10 protein-coding genes are annotated in these 15,774 nt (G+C 52.2%); 8 read left to right on the top strand and 2 right to left on the bottom strand.

Annotated features, from left to right (window positions below):
* The first annotated feature begins 201 nt into the window (after positions 1 to 201).
* Positions 202 to 3,381 (top strand): beta-galactosidase, LacZ type, encoded by a 3,180-nt coding sequence (lacZ, locus tag MY069_RS05390; protein ID WP_482796044.1) that lies wholly within the window; start codon positions 202 to 204, stop codon positions 3,379 to 3,381.
* A 51-nt stretch (positions 3,382 to 3,432) separates the two neighbouring features.
* Here lacZ and MY069_RS05385 read toward each other — a convergent pair whose 3' ends face one another.
* Positions 3,433 to 3,978 carry an aspartyl/asparaginyl beta-hydroxylase domain-containing protein gene (locus MY069_RS05385; protein WP_482796043.1) on the bottom strand — a complete coding sequence of 182 codons (546 nt, stop codon included), beginning with the start codon at positions 3,976 to 3,978 and terminating at the stop codon, positions 3,433 to 3,435.
* Positions 3,979 to 4,134: 156 nt separating this feature from the next.
* On the opposite strand from MY069_RS05385, the gene MY069_RS05380 reads away from it, so the two are divergent.
* A complete protein-coding gene (locus MY069_RS05380; protein WP_482796042.1) occupies positions 4,135 to 6,159 on the top strand; it encodes a tetratricopeptide repeat-containing sulfotransferase family protein in 2,025 nt (674 codons plus the stop codon).
* On the opposite strand, the gene MY069_RS05375 is transcribed toward MY069_RS05380, so the two are convergent.
* The gene (locus tag MY069_RS05375) at positions 6,156 to 7,073 is read right to left on the bottom strand and encodes a hypothetical protein (RefSeq protein ID WP_482796041.1); all 918 of its coding nucleotides are present in this window, start codon (positions 7,071 to 7,073) and stop codon (positions 6,156 to 6,158) included. The genes MY069_RS05380 and MY069_RS05375 overlap by 4 nt on opposite strands.
* A 123-nt stretch (positions 7,074 to 7,196) precedes the next feature.
* Here MY069_RS05375 and gcvA point away from each other — a divergent pair, with 123 nt between their 5' ends.
* The 6 genes from gcvA to galK all read left to right on the top strand — a co-directional run bounded on the left by gcvA (position 7,197) and on the right by galK (position 15,717).
* Entirely contained in the window at positions 7,197 to 8,138 is a 942-nt protein-coding gene (gcvA, locus tag MY069_RS05370; protein ID WP_482796040.1) for a transcriptional regulator GcvA, read from the top strand.
* A gap of 178 nt (positions 8,139 to 8,316) precedes the next feature.
* Positions 8,317 to 10,725 carry a TonB-dependent receptor gene (locus MY069_RS05365; protein WP_482796039.1) on the top strand — a complete coding sequence of 803 codons (2,409 nt, stop codon included), beginning with the start codon at positions 8,317 to 8,319 and terminating at the stop codon, positions 10,723 to 10,725.
* Positions 10,726 to 10,770: 45 nt separating this feature from the next.
* Complete coding sequence (locus tag MY069_RS05360; protein WP_482796038.1) at positions 10,771 to 11,967, top strand: serine hydrolase domain-containing protein; 1,197 nt, start codon at positions 10,771 to 10,773, stop codon at positions 11,965 to 11,967.
* Positions 11,968 to 12,014: 47 nt separating this feature from the next.
* Positions 12,015 to 13,595 (top strand): sodium/sugar symporter, encoded by a 1,581-nt coding sequence (locus MY069_RS05355; RefSeq protein WP_482796037.1) that lies wholly within the window; start codon positions 12,015 to 12,017, stop codon positions 13,593 to 13,595.
* Positions 13,595 to 14,677, top strand: a complete 1,083-nt coding sequence (locus tag MY069_RS05350) for a galactose-1-phosphate uridylyltransferase (protein WP_482796036.1) — start codon at positions 13,595 to 13,597, stop codon at positions 14,675 to 14,677. Before MY069_RS05355 ends, MY069_RS05350 begins: the two co-directional genes overlap by 1 nt.
* Positions 14,674 to 15,717, top strand: a complete 1,044-nt coding sequence (galK, locus tag MY069_RS05345) for a galactokinase (protein WP_482796035.1) — start codon at positions 14,674 to 14,676, stop codon at positions 15,715 to 15,717. Before MY069_RS05350 ends, galK begins: the two co-directional genes overlap by 4 nt.
* Positions 15,718 to 15,774 lie beyond the last annotated feature (57 nt).

The raw sequence follows: 15,774 nt of genomic DNA, 5'->3' as shown, positions 1-15,774 counted from the left end.
GGCTTTTTTTGGGGTGCTGTCGTCGTCTCGGTTCCAACGGCTTTGCGGATTGGGTCGTGATTCAGTGACTGCTCCCAACTAAACTCGACATAGAAAATAACTCACAGGCTGGAAAGATTTTTAGACGCTACGGCATTCGCGGTGTCAGTTAACGTCGTGGGCTCTTAACAGACCGGATTTTTCCAAGCCGAAGGGTAGGCCATGATTAGTGCTCGAATATCACTCACATTTGCAACAATCGCTGCGGCCTTAGCAATCTCCGCGTGTTCAACGTCGTCACTTGCGCCCACGCTGGAGGAAGAGCGCGTCGATTGGGAGAACCCTGAGATCATCTCTCGAAACCGAGCGGATACGCCAGCGACTTTCACCGCCTTTGAGTCCGTTGCGCTCGCTGAAATCGGGGATCGTGACCAATCTGAGTACTACCAATCCTTAGATGGACCCTGGCATTTTAAATGGAGTGAGACCCCGTCTGATCGACCTGTCGAATTCTGGCGAGAGGACTATGAGGTCTCGAACTGGGATTTGCTAGAAGTCCCGTCCAATTGGGAACTGAACGGATACGGACGCCCGCATTATGTGAACATAGACTATGTGTTCGAGCCCAATCAGCCGTTCATCCCCCACGAGATGAATAATGTTGGATCCTACAAACGCACCTTTGACGTTCCAAACTCGTGGGAAGGTCGGCGCATATTTGTCACCTTTGGCACCGCGAATTCAGCAATGTACCTTTGGGTGAACGGGCAGAAGGTGGGGTATAGCCAAGGCTCCAAACTTCCTGTCCGATTTGACGTGACCGATTTTGTTAGAACGGGTACGAATGACATTGCTGCGGAAGTCTATCGGTGGTCGGACGGATCTTACCTTGAGGACCAAGATTTCTGGTCGTTCAGCGGGATAGAACGCTCTGTCTTCCTCGAAGCAAGAAACGCGAACCATGTTGTCGATTTTTTTGCGCGAGCAACGCTTGAAGACGACTATACGACAGGCTCTCTGAACTTAGACGTAGACGTCCGGTCCAGCACAGGAAGCGTTGACGCCCTACAGCTTACAGCGGTCTTGTTGAACGGTGATGAGGAAGTATTCAAACAAACCCGTGCGATCGCTGTTTCGGGCGAAAGTGAAGTCGCGGCGTTCACAGCGAGCTTTCCTGAGGTGCGAAAGTGGACTGCTGAGACGCCAAATCTCTATACGCTTCGATTGACCCTTCATGATGGTGACGGAGAGCTATTAGAAGTTATCCAATCCGAAATCGGCTTCAGACGCGTCGAGATAAGAGACGGCCAACTCCAGGTGAACGGAGCGCCAATTGCAATTCGGGGTGTGAATCGACACGAGCACGATCCGATCACCGGGCGCGTGGTGTCGACTGAGACCATGATTGAAGACATTCGTCTGTTGAAGCAAAACAACTTCAATGCCGTGCGAACATCGCATTATCCAAACGATCCACGATGGTACGCGCTCGCTGATGAGTATGGCTTGTATGTCGTCGATGAGGCGAACATCGAAAGCCATCAGTACATGCAGTACTTTCCGAAAGAGTATCATCTTGGCTACAAACCGGAATGGGAGGAAGCGCACCTCGACCGTGTTCGCCGGATGGTCGAGCGCGATAAGAACCATCCTTCGATAATTCTGTGGTCTCTAGGGAACGAGGCGGGGATCGGTCCGACCTTCGAAAGAATGACAGATTGGATTCGTGATCGCGATCCATCTCGGGAGATCGTATACGAAGGAACCGGTCAGATTGACGGTCACAATCCGCATGACTTTCTCAACATCTACACTCCGATGTACGATACCGCGGCTGAAGCGCTTACCTATGCCGCGACGGACCATGAGCAGCCTTACATCTTGATCGAATACGCTCACGCCATGGGGAACAGTCTTGGAAACTTCCAAGAGTATTGGGATGTGTTCTACCAAGAGCCAAAACTGCAAGGCGGCTTTATCTGGGATTGGGTCGATCAGACTTTGCTGAAACACCGCGATGACGGATCGAAATACTGGGCATATGGCGGTGAGTTCGGACCAGGAAAAACCGATGGCAACTTCCTGGCAAATGGACTGATCCAACCAGACCGAACGCCGAATCCTCATCTTTGGGAAGCGCGAAAGGTTCAACAGCCCGTTGCGTTTACTCTGGCATCAAAATCAGACGATTCCAGAACGCTGAGCATCGAAATAGAGAATCGCCACGACTTCATTGACCTAACGGGACTTGATTTCGAATGGCTCGTCTCAGAGGAGGGAATGCCTTTTTCAAGCGGGGAGATGCCGGAGGTTAGTGTAAGCGCGAGTGACTCCCAAATTGTGGTGCTTGAGTTGCCAGAGCTGTCTTTCGACCCAGCAAAAGAATATCACCTTACGGTTTCAGCAATGGCGAAGTCTGGATACCAGATGGCTGTGCCAGCAGGACATGAAGTTGCATTCGAGCAGTTTGAGCTGACCGGTCGGGCGCAACGCGCTTCAGATACTTTTCCCGGCGAAGGCTTGTCCATCAATGATGCCGAAGGCCAAATTGAAATCATAGGGTCGGACTTTGTGTTGTCGATTAGTCGGGAAACCGGAGAAATCGTTTCTTGGGAACGAGCTGGAGCGCCGGTCATTCTTGCGCCAATCGTTCCGAATTTTTGGCGCGCTTCCACCGACAATGATCTGGGCGCCGGGTTGAATGAGGAGTTGGCGCTTTGGAATTCGATCTACGACGTAAAGAGCGCACTCAACGTGGACATCATCGAATCCAACGCAAATTCAGTCGTTGTATCCACGTCTCGCCTGCTTGGAGATTCCGGACAGGTTTCTCTGAAAATGGATTACGCGATTTCAGCGAACGGTGCAGTCAATTATACGATGGCGCTTGACCCAATCGGTACCAACTTGCCCGAGATTCCGCGTTTTGGAATTTCACTGACCGTGCCAAGTGAATTTGCAAATCTGAACTGGTTTGGACGAGGTCCACACGAATCTTACATTGATCGAAAGTCGAGTGCGCGGATCGGAAGATGGAGCGCGCGAGTCGAGGATCAACACCACGATTATTCCCGGCCACAAGAGACCGGAAACAAGACAGATGTTCGATGGTTGTCGCTGAGCGGTGATGATCAATCTGGTCTGATCGCTCTCGGAAAGCCCTTGTTCGACTCAAGCGCTTTGAGCTTCCCGAACGAAGCGCTCAGCTACGAGCCAGAGCTGCGCAAACACGGAGCCGACCTCGTCGCGACCGACACTATCACTCTAAACATAGACAAGTTTCAGATGGGTGTTGGCGGTGACAATAGTTGGGGCTTCAAGCCTCTAGACGCTTACAGGTTCGAGGCGAAGCCTTACGAATTCTCGGTCGAGTTGAGAGCGCTCAGTGCGAGTGAGGACTAACCGCATGAGGCATACTGGAAATTCCAGGTTTTCGAGAATCAGTCGGTCAACTCAGGAATTTGGAGGCACGTAATCAAATATGAAATTTATGCGCGCTTCTTGGCCCGCATTCATGACGCTGTGCGGTTTCTGATTGTTGATCTCATAAGCGTGCCCGACTTCCATCGTGAAGGGCTGTCCACCGATCACGTATCGAACGCCTGCATTCGAGACCAGTGGCAAATGGATGCGATGCCCAGCATGGAAGGATGGCAGGTGATCTACATGGGGAGAGATATTGCAGCCCGCATGAAGGCGCGCAGCCATGGCTCTCAGGATTTGCCCACCAGGCTCATAATGAGTGCCAATAATCTCGTTCATGAGTGGTTCGGCTACTTCGCCAAGCGTCGGCCATCCAAGATCCTTTTTCACCGTAACGTCGGGCCATGCATCGTCGCAAAACAAAAGGACGATCGAACTTGTATCCTTGTGAACATCATAGGCACTTTGTCGATGATCCTGTTCGAACCATGTCGATTCTTCGAGCGCGGTGGTGGCTTCGATAAGCCGATTAGCGTCGATTTGACCGAGATCCCGAAGTGATGCGCCGAAATCCATGAGAGCCTCTTACACTAGAATTGAAAACAAAAAAGCAGCTATTCCAAAGCTCTGCAACAGAAGTCTAACAGCATTCTTACGTCTCATATGGATGTACCACATTCGAGGTTTTTGGCAGACAGTGTAGAGAATACATCGAGCAGCAGACAGATCAAAATGACCGAACAATCGACAACCGACACACAAATCCAAAAGATCGTCCAGCTATTAAAGGAAGGTCGTCCAAAGGACGCCGAAGCATTGTGCCATTCAGCGCTGGCAGTATCGGCTTCCAATCCTTTCTTGATGCGTTTGCTTGGTCACGCATTCGTGCGCCAACGCCGTTTGGACGATGCTGAGCAACAATTTCGGTTGGCTTTGACTTTGCAACCAGAATTTCCGCCATTGTTGAAAGACTTGGGAAGTCTGTTGGCGACCAAAGGACAGGTAGACGAAGCCGAGAAACTGCTTCTCAAGGCCTCTCGCCTGGATCCAGGAAATGCGTCGATCTTATACAAACTAGCCGAGATACAAGCGGTGTCTGGCCAAGCTGAACTCTCAAACGAGACGCTGAGCGATTTTGCCGAAATCGACTCGCAAGGGGAAAAACTCATTATCAGTGGCGAACACTTGCGGGCCGGACGAGTTGCTGAAGGTGTTTCTTTGTTGAAAGAGCTCGTGCAGTCACATCCCAACAACGTGGATGCACTAAGACTGCTCGCAAGTGCGTATCGGATGCAGGATGAACGGCTTTCAGATGCTGAAGCCCTGTTGAGACGCGCTGTCGCACTCGCGCCAGATTACGTCGTCGCATGGCTTAATCTCGGTGCCTTGCTCCAGGACCAGATGCGTCCAATCGAGGCGATCACATGTTACGAAGCGGCGCTCAGGCATGAGCCTCAAAACGATATCGCCAAGGCGGGCATGGCTGGCGCTTTCGCATCGTCCGGACAGCCCGAGAAAGCTGTCGAAATGTTGGAAACGCTTACTTCAAGCGGCACTTCATCGGCGGGCATCGAAATGACGTTTGGTCACGTGCTGAAAACTGTTGGCCGGCAAGACGATTCTCTTCGAGCGTACAAACGTTCTTTGCAAATCGACCCTCAACTGGGAGAAGCTTATTGGAGCATGGCTAACCTGAAAGTGCATAAGTTTCAGGATGATGAAGTGACTGAGATGATGCAGTTACTGGATCAGTCACAAATTTCGGAAGCCTCCAGGGTACACGTAAATTTCGCATTGGGAAAAGCGTTCGAGGACCGCGGCGACTACGCCTCAGCATGGAATTACTATAAAGCCGGAAATGCGTTGCGGCGAAAACAGGTAAACTATGATCCGGTTGAAGTCGCAGATCTTCATGCTGGACTCGCATCGACCTTGACACCAGAGTTTATTGCTGAACGGCAGGAAGTTGGTTCCAAGAACGGAAAGGTAATCTTCATTGTCGGTCTGCCGCGATCAGGATCCACTCTCATCGAACAAATTTTGGCGAGTCACAGTCAAGTCGAAGGTACCGCTGAGCTTCCTTATCTTGGGAGAATTGCTGCCTCGATGGGAAGGTATCGGCAAGATGGCCGGTCTTATCCAGAAGTTCTGTCCGATCTCAGACGGATTGATTGGCGCGGATTTGGCGATGAATACCTTGAGTTCGCGTCACGCCACCGAACGACCGATGCACCGATATTCACAGACAAACTGCCAAACAACTTCTCACACATAGGTTTTGCTGCGCTTTGCTTGCCGAATGCGAAATTCATAAACACGCGTAGGTTTCCTCTAGATAGCTGTCTCGGAGTGTTCAAGCAGCTGTTTGCGAGCGGGCAGAACTTCTCTTATGACGAATTCGAGCTCGCGGAATACTACAAGGACTACGTCCGAATGATGGAGCATTGGCACACTGTTCTACCGGGCAAAGTGCTGGACATTCACTACGAAGATACTGTGCTGGATCTGGAAGCTCAAACGCGCCGAATTCTGGATTTTTGCGAACTTCCATTCGAAGAGCAATGCTTGGAGTTTTACCGAACCGAGAGGTCGGTTCAAACGGCGAGCTCTGAGCAAGTTCGCCAGCCCATTTATAAGGGTGCGCTTGGGCGTTGGAGCCAATACGGTCGAAACATCGAATTCTGGAAGGATTCGCTGCGTCCCATTATTGATGGTTTACCTGAACGCATTGTTTCAGCAGCGAAGTGGACCGACTAATAGGGCCAAACCTCCAAACCGTGAATCGCGTTGCGAACATCCATCGTCAAGTTCACCGAAACGAGCGGTTCGCTTTGCCGCAGATTGTAGATCGTAACTGTGGAGGGCGAGGAGCCTCCCGCAACTATTTCATCATCGATCACGCAGAGTCCGCGCGCGAATCCCTGACGCGCGATCCGGCTGTCGTCTTGCGAAACATTGGTTAGCGACTGAGGGTCATACGTCGCGACTTTGATCGCTCGGTCTTCTTCTCCAGATCGACTGGCGTATCGAACAGCGTCAGACTCGGTATCATTAAACAGGACGCCATCTCTGAAAGGTTGAGCATTATGAGTGCCGGACGGAAGTATGGCAGACATCTGTACGCGTTTTCCATTGAACAGCAGGAGACCGCCAGATTTTGTGCCACTGAAATAGAGCCCGCCTGAAGTCGCGAAAACAGAATTCAGGTGCAGTTTATTCAATGGAAGTGGACCATCTCCTTGTACAGGGTCGAAGACACTGCCTTTGAAATTCAGTCCATCAAGCTCAACGTGCAACGCCCATGAGAATGCGCGTTTTTTCAGATCAAACCCCAAAATAGTGTCGAAGCCTGTCGAGGTCAGAAAAAGCGTATCTTCATAGACGGAGATTTCGTGGCAATGCTTAAGGAATGAATTGCGCCAGGACCCGACGCGCTGAAATTCCGGGGTGTATGCGAACAACTCATCGCTTGCTGCAATCCAAACCAAACCGCCATGAAAAGCGATTCCGCGCAAACCGCGATCCCATCCTCGGCCGCGCCAATCGATGTCTTCTGTGTTCCAATCCAGTTTTTGTTGAACGGATTGGGAGTGCATGTCGAGCAAGTATATTCCGCCATGGCTTTCTCCTTGAAAGCTGCCGCGTACGACGGATGAAGCGATGAGTTTCATTTAGCTTGTGCGGCTCCGTTTTGGTGTGTGCTATGGTGAGTGCGCTAACTGACGCCGATTGACAAGGCGGATCAATTGGCCCTTGGTTGAAAAAAATGAACGCTAAGTTCAATCGAGGACGCCATGTCGCGAAAGCTGCCCCCCCTCAATTCGATTAAGGCATTTGAAGCGGCCGCTCGCCTTAGATCGTTTCGCGCCGCTGCCGAGTCACTGCGAGTTTCACATTCTGCGGTGTCACACCAAATCAAAAATCTGGAGCGGTTTCTCGATCAAGACTTATTCGTAAGGCATGCACGGTCTGTGGAGCTCACCAGCGCCGGGCATGACTATTTCCTGGTCGTGCGAGATGCGCTCGATAAGATTGAACAAGGAACCAAAAAATTCCTAAGACCGTCTCAGAAGGACATTCTGACTGTTCAAACCTACTCAACGATTGCCATTCGCTGGTTGGTTCCAAAGCTGGCAGAGTTCACGAAACTACATCCCGATCTTGAGGTCAGGCTTACGACGACCCAAGAAAACCCCAACTTTGGCAGCCAGCGATTTGATGTTGCGGTTATGATTGGCCGTCCAGATGAACCAGGCATCGCGAGCGAATACTTGTTTACACCTTTAATGTCGCCGGTTTGCGCGCCAACCTTGCTCAGAGGAGAAGAACCCCTCACCGAACCAGCCGATCTGGTGAATCATGACATTTTGCAAGTTCACCCCTCTGAACGCGATTGGCGCGTTTGGCTCAAAAGGTACAGCGTTGCCGAGATCGATTTATCAGCCGGTCTGAACTTCGATTCATATGATCACGCCCTAAAAATGGCTGCCCGAGGACTGGGTGTTGCGCTGGGAATGCAGCCCTATGTTGCTGAGGATTTGGAAACGGGTTTGCTGGTTCAACCATTCCCCGAATGTGCCGAACGAGCGCCGTTCAGCTGGTACATCGCACATCAGGACAGTCGGCGCATATCCAAAAAGGTGTCGCGGTTTCGCGATTGGCTGATCGCGCAGATCGGCGATGATCCTAATCTGTCGGAACATAGAATTCCCGATCTGGCCCGGACACCTGTCTGATCTCCATCCCCAGACAACGTAGCTGGTGGTGCGCACACTTTCTCCGGTATTGCTTTAGAAAATTAGACCAGCAGTGGACTTTTTTGTGAGGTGAAATCCTGCGCGCAACATGGTTCACTTTGTCGTGACGATGCCATCAGAGCATCGAAGAAAGTCTGTCGCTTCGGGGAGGAAGCTAATGAACCGCAAGAGCCCAACTCGCCTCAATCTGCTGTGTAGTGTTTCTATTTGTGCATTGGCTTTGTTGCCCATCCAAGCTGTTGCTCAAGAGTCTGACGACGCGGCTACCGAGGAGACCGCGCCTGAAGAAGAGGCGCGCATGCGCACGATCACCGTTACGGGGACGAAGCGTGAGTCGGATCTGCAAGATGTGGCGCAGAGCATCAGCGCCTTCACGGAAGATGATATCGACCGGCAAGGGCTCGATAACCTCGAAGACTATGTGAAGTCACTTCCCTCAGTGACGTTCTATACGACTCAGCCGGGACGAAACGAGATCATTTTTCGCGGGATCGCAAACAACACAGAGGAATGGCGAACCGACAGCTCCGTAGCTGTTTATCTGGACGAGCAGCCAATGACCTCCATCTCCCAGCAGGTCGACCCTCGAACGGTAGATATTGAGCGGATTGAATCGCTTCCCGGACCGCAAGGCACGCTGTTCGGCTCTAGTTCGCAATCGGGTACTTTGCGCATTATCACGAACAAACCCGATCCAACGGCTTTCACCGCAGATTTCGACACCGCTTTCAGCTACCTGGAGGAGGGGGAGCCTTCGTACGATTTATCGGCAGTGCTCAACGTCCCCTTGATCGAGGATAAGCTCGCAATTCGCGCAGTCGGGTTTACCGTGCAAGATGGCGGATACGTAGACAATGTGCTCGGCGCCTTTGACAGCAGCGGCGCGACCAATGCTGGAGTTGTCGAAGAAGACTTCAATGATTGGGGCGTCGATGGAGGCCGGATCTCGGCCCTGTGGAATGTAAATGAAAACTGGAAGGTCCTCGCTACCGGGTTGTACGAGAAGAGTCGAACCTCAGGTGACTGGAAGAGTGATCCAACGCTCGGCGAATACAAGATTGTCCGCTTCTTAGACGATCAAAGAGATGATGAGTGGTGGTCAACAGCGCTTACAGTCACCGGTGATCTTGGGTTTGCAGAACTCACCAGCGCTTCGGCTTACTTGGAGCGCGAGATTGCATACATCAATGATTCGTCAGTTTATGAGCAAGCTCGATCAGCCTACTTCGCGTACGGCTTGTATGACACGTTGACAGGGCTTGGTTCTGACCACCGTGACTTTAGCCGCACATTCAACGATCAGAATCAACAGCGCTTTTCTCAGGAATTGCGGTTGACCTCTAAGGGCGAGGGTCGTTTTCAGTGGATGCTTGGCGCATTCTACGAGGATGTAAACGACGAGTGGTTTTTCGGCGTTCGCACACCGCGTTTGCTGGATACCCAGTCTTGGCAAGTCGCGAACAGCTACGCTTATAATTACTACGCCTACTACGATGGAATAAACTTCCCGCTCGAAGAAACCGATGTTTACTGGGCGCAGTTTTACGACCGCTCCGTGACTCAGAAAGCAATTTTTGGCGAAATTACATATGATCTCACCGATAAGCTACGCGTTGCTGCCGGCGGTCGGTGGTTCGAATATGAACGTGATCGATCCGAAACGAACCAGCTTCCGCTGGGACTTCCGACATTTATCTCAACCGGAATTGATGACAATCTCGGGACGGATGCTGTTCAAAGCAAAGACAGTGACACAGTCTGGAAGCTTGGACTTCAATATGACATCGACGAAGATCGCATGTTGTACGCGCTCTATAGTGAGGGTTTCAGGCTCGGTGGCACAAACAGTTTGCGCGTCTCGAATGAGGGACTGGCGCCGCGGGAGTATGAGCCCGATACGCTTCGCAACTACGAAGTCGGTTTCAAGACCACCTGGTTTGACGATCGTGTCACACTAAATGCTTCGGCATTCAAAATGGAATGGGACCAGATTCAAAGTTCCATTTTTGGTGGCGGATTCCAGTGGTGGCAAAACGGTAACGTCAACGCTGGAACAGCCGAAACAACTGGACTTGAAGCCTCTGCCTGGGCGCAGGTAACCGACCGACTGACCTTGAACGGCAGTGTGTTCGTGGCAGATGCAAAATATACAGAAGACTTCGATCAGTTCGTCACGAGGCGAAAAGGCGAACCACTGCTTTTCGCGCCTGACTCGAAATTCTGGCTCGCGGCCGAATATACGATACCAGATGTCGCATTTGGAGCGGATTTATGGTTCCGCTACGATTATTGGCGCCAGTCCAAAAGTTTCCAGAACGCAGGGGATCCTCCCACAATTATCCCAGCATCAGAAAGCAGCGACTTCCAGGTCGGATTCTGGAAGGATGACGATTGGAATTTGACGCTGACCGTCAATAATGTCTGGGATCAACGGCAAATCTATTCTTTCGATCAGAGCGGCGAATTTTACGCCGACTTTTTCGGGACCAATCAGTATCGAAGCTTGATCAATTATAATCGGCCACGCGAGTTTACGGTTCGCTTGCGAAAATCGTTTGGGAAGTAACCTGAGCAGTTCCGGTTTATCAGTTGAGTGAAAGGCGGCGAGGTGATGCGTTCGGTCTCTACGGTTTCGTATTTGTGTGGAGCGCTCGCCTTGGCGGCGTGTTCAGGGTCCGGTGCGCAAGGCACGCATGATCAGGTGGAAAGCGTTGCTCAGAGTTTTCTTGATGAACGCATGACTGTGTTCGACCGGGTGGATGCGCCTGGTTGCACCGCAACGCTTTCTAGGAATGGGGTGACGTTGGCGTCAGGTGCGTATGGTTTGGCAAATCTGGACCATGACATTCCACTATCGACTGATAGCGTTTTTCGAGTTGCGTCAGTTTCCAAACAGTTCACGGCGTTTGCGATCCTCCTCCTCGCAGATGATGGTGCGCTAGACCTCGAAGACGATATTCGCGAATGGCTGCCAGAATTGCCTGATTACGGGCACGTCGTGAACATTTTACACCTCTTGGAGCATTCTTCGGGGCTACCCTATTATGGCGATATTGGGTTTCCGTACGAAGATGTACCAGACTATATTCGCGCGTCAGAAGGAGATGATACCTCCTACGGTAACCCGATCTTCTTGTCAGATTCAGAATTCTTTGAGCGCGTGCTCAAAGTCGAAACACTTCACTATCCTCCGGGCGAAAAGAGCTCGTACAATAATGTCGGATACTATCTCCTGGGCAAAATTGTCGAGCGAGCAAGCGGCCAACATCTTCGCGATTTCGCGAAGGAGAGAATATTCCAGCCGCTCGGAATGGACGATACTTTCTTCAACACCCATACCCACGTCACGGTAAAGCGGCGCGCGAGCCCGTATTTTCGATTGAAGGATGGCCGCTATATCGAGTGGCAGACGGATCTGAACTGGATCGGAGATGGGGGCTTGTTTACCACCGTGGATGACTTGGCGAAATGGGAAGCCAACTTTCAGGACAATCAACTTGGAGGCGGCGCTGATCTCATCGAGCTAATGGTGAGGCCGAATTCCAACCTTGAATATGATGATGATTTTGACACCGATGGCGGCGGCGGCGCAGCAAAAGGGCTGTTCATCGTTCCCACGGATTTCGGACTGGTTGCGGAGCACGGTGGTGCATGGGTTGGATTTCGCACGCATACGGAACGTCACCTGGAAAGCGGCTATAGCATATTCATGCTCTGCAACACGTTCGAAGCGGCGGAGAAGCTACCGGACCTCCCGCGCGGTATTTTAAAAGCCGCTATCCAAAGCGATCTCAGCCAGGACCAATGATGCTGACCTTGCGTCGCGCGTTGATAATAAAAATAGAGGAAGTGTAGATGGGCCTTGAAACGCTGGACTTGATTATCCTCGTTGCCTACGGCGTTGCGCTCGTTGGGATCGCTTGGTTTGTTTCGCGAGAAAAAGCAGGGCACGCCAAGAATACAGAAGACTATTTTCTGGCTGGGCGAGCGCTGCCCTGGTGGGCGATCGGGGCATCGTTGATCGCGGCGAACATCTCGGCCGAACAAATCATTGGAATGTCGGGATCGGGATATGTGGTCGGTCTCGCCATTGCTTCTTATGAATGGATGGCGGCAGCGACGCTGCTGATCGTCGGCAAGTTTTTCCTCCCCATATTCCTAAAACGAGGCATCTTTACCATGCCTCAGTTTCTTGAGCAGCGTTATGACGCACGGGTCAAATTCGTGATGTCAATCTTCTGGCTGGGATTGTACACGTTCGTGAACTTGACTGCGATCTTGTGGCTCGGTGCGACGGCAATCAACACTTTAACCGGCCTCAATGTGACGCTCGCGCTCGGAGCGCTGGCGGCATTCGCGGTGCTTTATTCATTATATGGCGGCTTAAAAGCGGTCGCACTGACAGACATTTTTCAAGTCGTGCTGCTGGTGCTTGGCGGATTGCTAATCGCGTGGATATCGCTGGATACTGTCGCGAACGGGGCAGGTCCCGTCGCCGGATTTCAGGTCTTGCTAGATAACGCTCCGGACAAGTTCGACATGATCCTTGATCGTCAGCATGCCGAGTACGTAAATTTGCCAGGCCTCGGCGTACTGATCGGCGGCATGTGGATGATGAATTTGTCGTATTGGGGGTTTAATCAATATATCATTCAGCGCGCGCTCGGTGCGAAGAGTCTAAACGAAGCGCAAAAAGGAATCGTGTTTGCCGCATTCCTGAAACTGCTAATGCCGCTGATCATCGTTATCCCAGGTATCGCCGCGTTTGTTCTCTCTCAAAATCCCGATAGCGCGGTTCAAGTCACGCGCCCTGATGCGGCCTATCCGAGTGTTCTTGCGCTTGCTCCGGTAGGGATCCGTGGGCTGATCTTCGCAGCTCTAGTCGCGGCGATCGTTTCCTCGCTCGGATCAATGATGAACTCAATATCAACGATCTTCACGCTGGATGTGTATAAGCCGCTGCATAAAGGAATCGAGAGTGAGCGGCATCTGGTTGGCGTCGGCAGAATTGCCAGCCTGACCGCAATCTTCATCGCCGTTTGCGTCGCACAACCATTGCTTGGCGGATTTCCTCAGGCATTCCAGTACATTCAGGAATTTACCGGCTTCTTCACGCCAGGCATTTGCGCAATCTTTTTGCTAGGCCTGTTCTGGAAGAGCGCCAATGGGGAGGGTGCCCTCGCCGCCGCACTCGGATCATTTCTGCTTTCCGTGGGCGGTAAACTGCTCTTTCCTGATATCCCATTTATGGACCGCGTCCTCTACGTGTTTTTTGCCTGCGTGTTCCTGATGGTGATCCTGGGCATTGTACGTCGGCGTGATCAGCACGGCGCCGTTGACCTCAAGGATGTCGATTTCAGTACGTCGACTGGTTATCTTGCTGGCTCAGCGATGATTGTGGGTGCGCTCATCGCTCTATACTGGGCATTCTGGTAATGCCAATTGAAACTGAGAAGTTTGCGTCTGTCTCTGGCGGAAAGTCCGTTTACAAACATACTCACCACAACGAGGACGGACGCAGAGTTTGGCTATACGGCCATAAGCAAGAAATCGAAGGCCCCATTAGCCCTGAGCTGGTGAGTGAGCCGGACGCAACGACATTGCGCTGGCACCCCCTCCGGCAGGAATGGAATATTTATGCTCCGGGCCGCCAAAACCGAACTCACAAACCAAGCTCTGCGAACGATCCGCTTGCAGCAGCGAAAACTGGCCATCCGCCGACGGAGATTCCGTTCGCAGATTTCGAAGTCGTTGTCTTCGAGAACCGATTCCCAAGTCTGAGAATGAGTGCGCCTTCGCGATGCGATCTTTCTCATGCAACGGCAACACGCTCCGCTAATGGCCGGTGCGAGGTCGTCGTATATGGAACCGACGAGAAGGGCAGTCTCGCAAGTCTTTCCCAAGCGAGACGTCGGTTGTTGGTCGAAGTCTGGATCGATCGATACAAAGCGGCGTTTGATGATGGATTGGAATATGTTCTGCCATTCGAGAATCGCGGCGATGAAGTCGGGGTTACACTCGCGCATCCCCACGGCCAAATATACGCGTTCGATTTTGTGCCACCCGTCCAGGCGAAGTTTGTCGATTCATTCGCTAATGGGTTTGACCTTGAGTCCGAGTTCACTGCGTGGGTTGAGGATTTTGGGGTCGCTGAACAAGGCGGCGTCATCGCGTTTTGCCCGCCATTCGCCCGGTTTCCGTTCGAGGTCTGGATCGCGTCTCGCCGTCGATGCGCTGGTCCTTGGGAGTATTCAGACGAAGAACGCGAGGCTTATGCCAGCCTGCTAGGGGAAGTAACGAAGCGTTATGACGCCTACTTCGGACGTGCCACGCCAACCATGATGAGCTTACACGCCGCACCGAGATCTGGCGCCGGCGGATTTCATTTCACCACGCAATTCTATCCGCTCCTGCGAAGTGCAGAAAAACTAAAATACCTGGCGTCCGTGGAGCAGTCGACAGGTGTCTTTACAATAGATGTCATGCCGGAATGGGCCGCGCGGGAACTGCGCGCATGAGTAATGCCGGTCAAGATGAGGTGCGAGTGTTCACACCAGGCCGTGTCAACTTGATCGGCGAACATCTCGACTATAATGGCGGCAAGGTTATGCCCGTCGCGTTGAGACTCGGCCTGAATATATCGGCTCGTAAGAACTCCGACGGGGTGCTCAATGTGTCGTCGGCCCAATTCAATGATCAAGTTTGTCGCGCGCTCGATGAATCCGCGAATGGGCATTGGTCCGACCACGTTCTGGGCGCGGTCAAATTCGCACACACAAAGGCACAAGGTTTTGACATTCGGATTGAAAGCACGCTGCCATATGGGTCGGGATTGTCGTCTTCGGCCGCGCTATCAGTAGGCGTCATCAAGGCGGTCCGAAGATTGTCAGATATGCCCATCAATGATTTGGATGCGGCCTTGCTTGCGCAGCAGGTCGAACACGAATTCATCGGCGTGCCGTGCGGTATCATGGACCAGATGGCGGTTTCAGTCCTCGACTCTGGCGATGCCATGATACTCGATACAGAGTCGCGCGAATTTCGTTTGCTCGAAATTCCTAGAGGCTGGCGCTTTGCGGTGCATCACTCTGGCGTCGTCCGATCTCTAGATGAAGGGCGATATGGCGTGCGGCGAGCGGAGTGCGAGGCAGCAGCACGCACGTTACGCGTCGATTTGCTGTGCCATCTCGAACAGCGAAAGGAGTTTTGTTTGGCCGCGCAGTCCACGCTCGCTCCGGAAGAGGTGAAGCGAACACGGCATGTGCTGTCGGAGAATGCCCGCGTTAAGGCTGCTGCAAATGCATTGGAAACTGACTCAATCGAGGCATTTGGTACGTTGATGAATGAAAGCCATGTCTCGATGCGAGATGATTTCGAGATAAGCACTCCTGAAGTAGACGCTGTGGTTGAAGCCTCTCAAGAAGCTGGCGCGTTCGGGGCGCGGATGACGGGCGGCGGCTTTGGAGGTTGTATCGTTTCTCTGGTATCAGAAGCAGCGTTTTCGAGTTGGAACGAGCGATTGATTGCGCTGGCGCCGGATTGCCGATTTATCTGCTGAAGGAATACGGTCAAATTGTTTTGCGAAGTTCAAAAGACGCTGCACGTCCGAAACTTA

Source organism: Hyphomonas sp. ske169 (genome assembly GCF_056850855.1).
This window is presented reverse-complemented; position numbering and strand designations above follow the sequence as displayed.